This window comes from Thalassolituus sp. UBA2590 (assembly GCF_002339775.1).
Taxonomy (GTDB): Bacteria; Pseudomonadota; Gammaproteobacteria; order Pseudomonadales; family Oceanobacteraceae; genus Thalassolituus.
The window spans coordinates 1-7,670 of record NZ_DDKU01000124.1 but is presented as its reverse complement, the minus strand read 5'-3'; the positions used below and the strand labels follow the sequence as shown (position 1 = coordinate 7,670).

Below are 7,670 nucleotides of genomic sequence, written 5' to 3'. Positions count from 1 at the left end.
CAGCTCCCGGTCCAGCTCAAGCATCATCGCCTTACGGTCGTCTTCACTGATGTCCATCGCCTCCACATCAGCTACCCGCTCTTTATAGAGCCTCAGGTTTTCCTGAGCCTGCAGTTTACCGGGGGTTGCCGCTTCAGCCTGAGCATTACGAATAGCTGGATATAACAGCACCAGCAGAAGTACAACCAACAGGCCGATCAGACCAGTAATCATTTGTTTTCCTCATCGAGACTGGATTTCAACGCTTCGAGGCGGGCTCGCTCTTCGGCAGACAACTCGGCAACGGGCTGAACCTGCTGGCGTCGCAACAGTGCCAGCAACAGAATTCCGAAGAGTAAAAGAAGTGCTGGGCCTCCCCACAAGAGCAGAGTATCCAACCGGAATGGTGGCTTATAACGAACGAAATCACCGTAGCGATCAACCAGATAAGTCACGACTTCATCGTCAGACTTACCTTCCTGCATCAGCTCATACACCTTGTCCCGGAGATCCGCAGCGACCGGCGCATTGGAATCGGCCAGGTTCTGGTTCTGACACTTAGGGCAACGCAGATCTTCTGCAAGCTGCTCAAACCGTGCTGCATCTTCCGGGTCCTGAAACGGATACTTGTGCCCATCAATCACCGACCATGAAGGCAATGCAATCAGGCACAACAACCAAAGACAGTGTTTCATTGCATCTCTCCGAATTGTTTACCCAGAGATTCCCAGACCACAGGGTTCAGGTCGCCAATGTGCTTACCGCGGATAATGCCTTCTGAATCAATCAGAAAGGTTTCAGGAGCGCCATACACGCCCAGCTCGAGGCCAAGCTTTCCCTGAGGATCAGACAGGTTGTATGCATAGGGATTGCCGTAAGCCTTGAGCCAGTCCCGTGCTTTCATCACATCATCCTTGTAATTAATTCCGATGATGCGGATGCCCTGCTCTGCCAGCTCATTCAGAAAGGCGTGCTCGGCTTTGCATGTCGGGCACCAGGTTGCCCACACATTCACCAGGGCCGGTTGCCCCTGCAGATCTTTCGTTGTCAGGGTTCTGCCGTCTTCGACGACACCCAGCTCGAATTCCGGAAATGGCTTACCGATAAGCGGTGACGGCAGACTGGTTTTATCTTCGATACCCAGGCCAACCCAGAAGACCAACCCCATCAGAGCGAAGATCACCAGCGGGATAAATAGCAGCAGACGGTTCATGCCAGCTTCTCCTTTTTCTGACGACGGCGGTAACGCTTATCCAGCACGGCCATAAAGCCACCGAGCGACATAAAGATAGCGCCCAGCCATACCCAACGCATGTAAGGTTTAACCTGCAGACGCATCCCCCAGGCGTCACCTTCCAGGGCTTCACCCATAGAGATGTAAACATCACGGAACAGAGTGACGTCTATCGCAGCCTCGGTCATAACACTGCCTCGGGCGTGATAACGGCGCTTCTCGGCAGTCAGCACTTCAATCTTCTTTCCCTCTTTGTAGAGATTGAACCGCGTCGCCTGTGATGTGTAGTTAGGCCCTTCTATCGTTCCGGCTTCAGTAAATTCGAACTGATAATCACCCAGAGTTTCTACCTGCCCCGGTACCATGCGCACCGATTTATCGATACTGTAATTGGACACCATAGTGACGCCGATAATCGTCACAGCAACACCCACGTGCGCGATCACCATGCCCAGATAACTCACACCCAGTGAGGGGATTTTGCCTAAACGACCTCTCGATTTTTTCCACACATCGGCACAAGTCGCAAAGATCAGCCAGAACGAAATACCCAACCCAAGAACCACACTGCCGTTCACGGCTTCAGACAGCAGCAGCGCCAAAACAATCGCGAACACGATAGCCAGAACGCCTGCGATCCAAAGCTGGCCGCCGAGTCGACTGACACGATCGGACTTCCACCGGGTCATAGCACCCACACCCATTAATAGCGCCAGCGCCACGGTCAAAGGAACAAACATGGTATTGAACCAGGCCGCGCCTACAGACAACTTACCCAGCCCCATAAAGTCGTACACCAGCGGGTACAGTGTGCCGGTCAGTACCGCCAGAGCCATCACCACCAGCAACAGGTTGTTGACCAGCAGTGCAGTCTCCCGTGAGACAACTTCATAACGCCCCACCGAGGCGACGGTCGGCGCCTTGAGCGCATAAAGCAGTAACGAGCCGCCAACGCATATCCCTAACAAGGCAAGAATGAATACGCCGCGCTCCGGGTCGGATGCAAATGCATGCACCGACGTAAGAACGCCAGAACGCACCAGAAAAGTCCCCAACAGACTCAGAGAGAAGGCAAAAATCGCAAGCAGCACCGTCCAGCTTTTAAACAGACCACGCTTTTCTGTCACGGCAAGAGAGTGCAGTAACGCCGTAGCTACCAGCCAGGGCATAAGCGATGCATTCTCTACCGGGTCCCAGAACCACCAGCCACCCCAGCCGAGTTCGTAATAGGCCCACCAGCTTCCCAGAGCGATACCGACCGTCAGAAAAATCCAGGCAGCCGTGGTCCATGGGCGTGACCAGCGCGCCCAGGCGGCATCAAGACGGCCGCTCATAAGTGCTGCGAGTGCGAAAGCGAACGCAACCGACAGACCCACATAGCCCATATAAAGTGTTGGAGGGTGTACGATCAGACCAAAATCCTGCAGCAGCGGATTGAGGTCAGCACCGTCCTGCGGCGGGCTTGGCAGAATACGAGCAAAAGGGTTTGAAGTTTCCAGGGTGAACAGGATAAAACCCACCGATACCATACCCATGATCGACAGCACACGCGCAACCATATCCAATGGCAGTGAGCGGCTGAGTAAAGCAACGGCCACGCCCCACAGGCCCAGCATAGTGACCCATAGCAGCAGCGAGCCCTCGTGAGCCCCCCAGACAGCACTTATTTTATAAGGCGTAGGCAGCAGGCTGTTGCTGTTAGCGGCCACGTAAGCAACCGAAAAATCATCCATCACGAAACTGGTCGCAAGTAATACCAGACTGATCACCAGAAACAGCGCCTGACCCACGGCCAGTGGGCGCGCATAACCCATCAACCAGAGCTGCCCGCGGTTCACACCGAACAGTGGAACGATGACCTGCAGGACGGCCATAATGAATGCCAGTATCAGTGCAAATTGCCCGATCTCCGGCAGATGAAGCATTGCGGTATTCAGCATCAGTAGCTTGCCTCCTTGGCCGCCGCTTCCATCTGAGCTTTACCGTCCTGATGGGCCTGCTCCAGCGCTGCCTGAACCTCAGGCGGCATGTAATTTTCATCGTGTTTCGCCAGGACTTCTGAAGCGACAAACAGTCCTTCTGTGTTCACTTCACCCAAGGCCACAATCCCCTGACCTTCACGAAACAGGTCCGGCAGGATACCGTCATAGAAAACAGGCACTTCAGACTGACCATCGGTCACACGGAAGGTAACCCCTAGCCCCTGCTGATCGCGTTCAACGCTTCCTTCAACGACCAGACCACCCGCACGAATCGTGCGGCCCGGTGGCACTTCGCCGTTAGCAATCTGTGTCGGCGTCTGAAACAGGTTGATGTTCTGTGAAAGTGAGTACATGGCTAGTCCGACCGCAGATGCTACAGCCAGAACCAGAAACAGAATCAGATGCAGACGTTTTTTACGCTGAGGGTGCATTACGCTTCTCCCGACGCAGACGCTGGGCCTGCTCTTTCAGTAAACGACGGCGATGCAGAATCGGCTGCATCACAACAAAGGCGATGATCACGGCGGTCAGTCCGTACGAAAGCCAGACATAAAAGCCGTGTTTTCCCATCGCAATAAATTCAGCTAACGAAGAAAATTCCATCAGGACTCCAGAATCTTTCGAACCCACTGGCGTTTACGCTCATGCCAGAGGATTTCGTTACGTGTACGCAAAATGACGACCAGTGCGAAAAACAGATAAGTACTGACAATCATGATCAGCAGTGGCCAGAGCATATCCGGGTGCATGGACGGTTTCTCGGTCAACTTCAGAGTGGCTGGCTGATGCAGCGTATTCCACCACTCCACCGAATACTTAATGATCGGAATATTCACCAGACCGACCAGCGCGAGAATAGCCCCCGCCTTGTACGATGCTTCCTCTGACTCCATCGCCTGCTGCAGCGCCATTACGCCGAAATAAAGAAACAACAGCATCAACATAGACGTCAGGCGCGCATCCCAGACCCACCAGGTGCCCCAGGTCGGTTTACCCCAGATAGCCCCCGTCAGCAGCGCGATCAGGCAGAATGCCGCACCGACAGGCGCAATCACCTTCGCCACCCAGGCGGCCATTTTCATACGCCAGATCAGGTACACAGCACCGGCAACCGCCATCATCATATAGGCACTCTGAGCCAGCAAAGCCGCAGGAACATGGATGTAGATAATTCTGAAACTATCGCCTTGCTGATAATCTGCAGGCGCATACAGCAAACCAAGCACCAGACCCACGATCGCCGAGCCACCTGCCGCTAACGCTAACCAGAAGATCCAGCGCTCGGTCATTTCATAGAACCACTTCGGTGATCCGAGTCGATGATAGAGTCGTACAAGCCACTGCCACATATTCAGTTACCGCGATAAATTCAGTTTTAAGGCTGCACCAGCAGCAAAAGGGGTTAATGCCAGTGCCAGCGCTAACATGGCGCCCAACATAGCGACCTGGCCATTGTAAGCCATTCCGATCCCTGCGTGATAAACCGCACTGGCAGCAAAGATCAGCACAGGGACGTACAGAGGCAGAATCAACAGCGTCAATAACAGACCGCCGCTTCTCAGACTGGCAGTCAGCGCGGCCCCGACGGCGCCCAGCAGACTCAGAACTGGGGTCCCCACGGCCAGGCTGATAAATAAAGCGAAATAGGCGTGTTCCGGCAGATGCAGCATCACACCTAATAAGGGCGACATCAGAGTCAGAGGCAGGCCGCTGATGCACCAGTGCACCAAGGCTTTTCCCAGCGACATCGCATACAGAGACTCCCCCGATGCCAGCCATTGCTCCAGTGAACCGTCTTCAACATCGGCACGATACAGGGAGTCTAACGACAACAGCGTCGCCAACAAGGCGGCTACCCAGATCACGCCGCCCGCGATTTTTGAGAGAAACTCAGGATTCGGGTCGACCGCCATCGGAAACAAAGCCGCGACCATCAGGAAAAACATCAGCGGGTTTGCCCACTCACCAGGGTTTCTGGCAGCCAGCAAGAGGTCTCGACGAACCGTAGCCCGAACCAGGCTCATGCGACACCTCCGAGCTCTATCCGGCGTAATCCCGGAATACCCTCCAGCGCGTGATGGCTGGTGATGATCACAGCACCACCGTTCGATACGTGAGACTGCAGTTCGCGCTCAAGCCATGAAACACCGTCCTTATCCAGAGCGGTAAAAGGTTCGTCCAATATCCAGAGTGGGGCCTTGCTGACTTTTAAACGTGCGAGCGCAACACGGCGTTGCTGACCGGCCGAGAGTTGCAGGCAGGGAGTATGCTCGTAACCCGCCAACGCGACCTGTTCGAGAGCGTCCCAGAGTTCCTCTTCCGATGCTTTATCCTGCGCGGTCAACCAACGTAGATTCTCGAGTGCGGTCAGGGATTTTTTTACCGCGGACAGATGTCCCATATACAAGCGGTGATGGGCATACTCAGAGTACACCGTCGTCATAGGCGCATTGTGCCAGAGCAGTTGCCCATTGAAATCGCGGTTCAGCCCGGCCAGCAACCTCAGTAACGTCGTTTTACCGGCACCATTAGGACCTGCCAGCTGGATCAGCTCACCATCTGAGATACTCAGCGACAGCCCTTCGAAAAGGACACGGTCATCACGCTCGCAATAGAGTTCGCTCGCGCTGAGTAATGTTTGCTGGGCGCCCTGCTGTGGCGTCATCAGAACCTCGATTTCCGGGCCATACTATGGCCAAATAAGTGAAGCGCCAGCGAGTCATCAATAAATCTGGCGCACGCATTATACCGAAAAAGCCAACGACAACGCTGAGCCAGCGCAATAAAGATTTGTCAATCTGCGCCGATAAGGTGAACTATGAAAACACCTGATATGCCCCTGATACAGAGCGCGCTGACAAAGGCTGTACGCAGCGAAACGTCAGGGGCTTCTTCTGCGCGCTCATCGTCAGCTGCTTCGTCGGGCCCTTCCGCGAAATCAGACGTCGAGTTTTCAGCCACAGTGACAGCGAGTCGGCGTACTCCTGAGCCCCCAACATCCGGTCGCCAGACGAGCGCTGACGTCACTGATAGCGCGAAGAATAACGTCAGAGAAAACGGCCCACGCGACAGAAACGCCTCAAGCCCAAATAACTGGCAGATCACAGTCACCTCTCAAGGGAAGTCGCTGAACCTTCAGAGCTCGCATCCCTTACCGGTAGGCGCCGAAGTATCATTGCGAGTGACCGAACAAACACCGCCCAGTGTCGTAATTACAGACATTAAACTTCCACAGAGTCAGGTGTCACAGACATCGGCTAACCCTACCGCTCAGGCCTCCGGGAATACTTCACTGGCCTCACAGTTACAGTCGATGGCGCAACAGCTGCAATTAACCGCCGCGCTCCAGCTCGCCAGAGCTAACAATGGTATAACCACTTCCTCTGCCAGTCTGCAGCAGAACCCAACATCTGTCTCTGGCGCAGGCGCTACAACCTCTTCCGCAGCAGCGTTGCCAGATACGATAAAAGCCTTACTCATGGCTCGTGCTGGCTGGTCACAAGGGAGTTCACTACCGACAGGATCAGTGGCGACATCGTCAGGACAACCTCCAACCCAGGCTGCCTCAGTATCTAGCGGGTATTCAGTCGGTAGCAGTGCTGGACTGCAAGGCCCTTCTGTCGCAACAACCTCTACCCCCGACTACAGTGCCGTTCTGCGTGCTGTGTTAAATGACCTGACATCTGCCGGAGCTAACAGAAATAGCCAGCCCAACCTGTTGCAACCGACCGAGGCGTTAGTCAGAAACCTGCCCGATGCGGCGCAACTCAGTTCACCATCAGGCCTTCACAAAGCCATATCCAATAGCCCACTGAATTACGAGAGCCAGTTATTTCGTCTTGCTGCGACACCGCATGGCAGTGCTTCTGCGTCCGGTGAGTCTGCATCCTCCCCGACAACCGTCGCTTCTGTTTTTAAGACGCTCTGGAACAAGGCCGCGGCACACGCTGGTGCTCCGGCAAGTTCAACGGCCAGCTCCGCGGCGAGCGGCGCATCAGAGTCTTTACGTCAGTCCGTCAGCACCGACAACTCTGCGATCACCAGGCCATCGCTGCTCTCTGCGATTGAAACACTGCAGAAGCAACTGTCTTCTGACAGCCCGGCTAATTCTGAGACAAGTGCCGCCCAGCTGGCCGCTCTGCTAAGTAGCTCACCGGCCAGTTCAACCGCCAGTTCAATACTGCAAAGCTCGCCGATCATTCCCGGCGATAACCTCAAAGGATTACTCCTGTTTATATTGGGACGGAGTCAGAACCACCCAGCCGCCACGTCAGAAGGCGCTGCAGGAAGCGCTACGATGGCAGCGGCACGATCAGGCGCCCAGACCAATCCATTGGCAGGTGCGCTCAACGAGGGGCTGCGCCCCGAAACCTTCCGTTTACTGCAGACCGCCCTGTCCCAGACCGAATCCGAGCAGGTTCGCCTGGTGCAGACACAGGATACAACTCAGTATCAGGTCCCCCTGATGTGGCGGG

The 7,670-nt window shown here is 55.0% G+C and carries 10 protein-coding genes; 1 reads left to right on the top strand and 9 read right to left on the bottom strand.

Annotation, left to right across the window (positions count from 1 at the left end; translation table 11 throughout):
* The 9 genes from B2067_RS11005 to ccmA all read right to left on the bottom strand — a co-directional run.
* A partial coding sequence (locus B2067_RS11005) for a hypothetical protein (RefSeq protein ID WP_301388477.1) occupies window positions 1–213 on the bottom strand: 213 nt, incomplete at its 3' end.
* Complete coding sequence (locus tag B2067_RS11000) at window positions 210–674, bottom strand: cytochrome c-type biogenesis protein (protein ID WP_301388475.1); 465 nt, start codon at window positions 672–674, stop codon at window positions 210–212. The genes B2067_RS11000 and B2067_RS11005, both read right to left, overlap by 4 nt.
* A complete protein-coding gene (locus B2067_RS10995; protein ID WP_068437540.1) occupies window positions 671–1,192 on the bottom strand; it encodes a DsbE family thiol:disulfide interchange protein in 522 nt (173 codons plus the stop codon). The genes B2067_RS11000 and B2067_RS10995 overlap by 4 nt, the downstream gene beginning before the upstream one ends.
* Entirely contained in the window at window positions 1,189–3,153 is a 1,965-nt protein-coding gene (locus tag B2067_RS10990; RefSeq protein ID WP_301388474.1) for a heme lyase CcmF/NrfE family subunit, read from the bottom strand. Before B2067_RS10990 ends, B2067_RS10995 begins: the two co-directional genes overlap by 4 nt.
* Window positions 3,153–3,626, bottom strand: a complete 474-nt coding sequence (ccmE, locus tag B2067_RS10985) for a cytochrome c maturation protein CcmE (RefSeq protein ID WP_068443654.1) — start codon at window positions 3,624–3,626, stop codon at window positions 3,153–3,155. Before ccmE ends, B2067_RS10990 begins: the two co-directional genes overlap by 1 nt.
* Complete coding sequence (gene ccmD / locus B2067_RS10980) at window positions 3,610–3,798, bottom strand: heme exporter protein CcmD (RefSeq protein ID WP_068443651.1); 189 nt, start codon at window positions 3,796–3,798, stop codon at window positions 3,610–3,612. The genes ccmE and ccmD overlap by 17 nt, the downstream gene beginning before the upstream one ends.
* On the bottom strand, window positions 3,798–4,544 hold the full coding sequence (locus B2067_RS10975) for a heme ABC transporter permease (protein WP_068443649.1): 747 nt from the start codon (window positions 4,542–4,544) through the stop codon (window positions 3,798–3,800). Before B2067_RS10975 ends, ccmD begins: the two co-directional genes overlap by 1 nt.
* A gap of 6 nt (window positions 4,545–4,550) precedes the next feature.
* Window positions 4,551–5,219 (bottom strand): heme exporter protein CcmB, encoded by a 669-nt coding sequence (gene ccmB, locus B2067_RS10970; RefSeq protein WP_068435549.1) that lies wholly within the window; start codon window positions 5,217–5,219, stop codon window positions 4,551–4,553.
* Window positions 5,216–5,860, bottom strand: a complete 645-nt coding sequence (gene ccmA, locus B2067_RS10965) for a cytochrome c biogenesis heme-transporting ATPase CcmA (RefSeq protein ID WP_068443647.1) — start codon at window positions 5,858–5,860, stop codon at window positions 5,216–5,218. Before ccmA ends, ccmB begins: the two co-directional genes overlap by 4 nt.
* 153 nt (window positions 5,861–6,013) lie before the next feature.
* On the opposite strand from ccmA, the gene B2067_RS10960 reads away from it, so the two are divergent.
* A partial coding sequence (locus tag B2067_RS10960; RefSeq protein ID WP_301388472.1) for a hypothetical protein occupies window positions 6,014–7,670 on the top strand: 1,657 nt, incomplete at its 3' end.

What these genes read in the sequence shown, in the direction of transcription:
- B2067_RS11000 (WP_301388475.1), bottom strand. Translation starts at nt 674, where the DNA reads ATGAAACACTGTCTTTGGTTGTTGTGCCTGATTGCATTGCCTTCATGG.
- ccmE (WP_068443654.1), bottom strand. Translation starts at nt 3,626, where the DNA reads ATGCACCCTCAGCGTAAAAAACGTCTGCATCTGATTCTGTTTCTGGTT.
- B2067_RS10995 (WP_068437540.1), bottom strand. Translation starts at nt 1,192, where the DNA reads ATGAACCGTCTGCTGCTATTTATCCCGCTGGTGATCTTCGCTCTGATG.
- B2067_RS10990 (WP_301388474.1), bottom strand. Translation starts at nt 3,153, where the DNA reads ATGCTGAATACCGCAATGCTTCATCTGCCGGAGATCGGGCAATTTGCA.
- B2067_RS10975 (WP_068443649.1), bottom strand. Translation starts at nt 4,544, where the DNA reads ATGTGGCAGTGGCTTGTACGACTCTATCATCGACTCGGATCACCGAAG.
- ccmA (WP_068443647.1), bottom strand. Translation starts at nt 5,860, where the DNA reads ATGACGCCACAGCAGGGCGCCCAGCAAACATTACTCAGCGCGAGCGAA.
- ccmB (WP_068435549.1), bottom strand. Translation starts at nt 5,219, where the DNA reads ATGAGCCTGGTTCGGGCTACGGTTCGTCGAGACCTCTTGCTGGCTGCC.
- ccmD (WP_068443651.1), bottom strand. Translation starts at nt 3,798, where the DNA reads ATGGAATTTTCTTCGTTAGCTGAATTTATTGCGATGGGAAAACACGGC.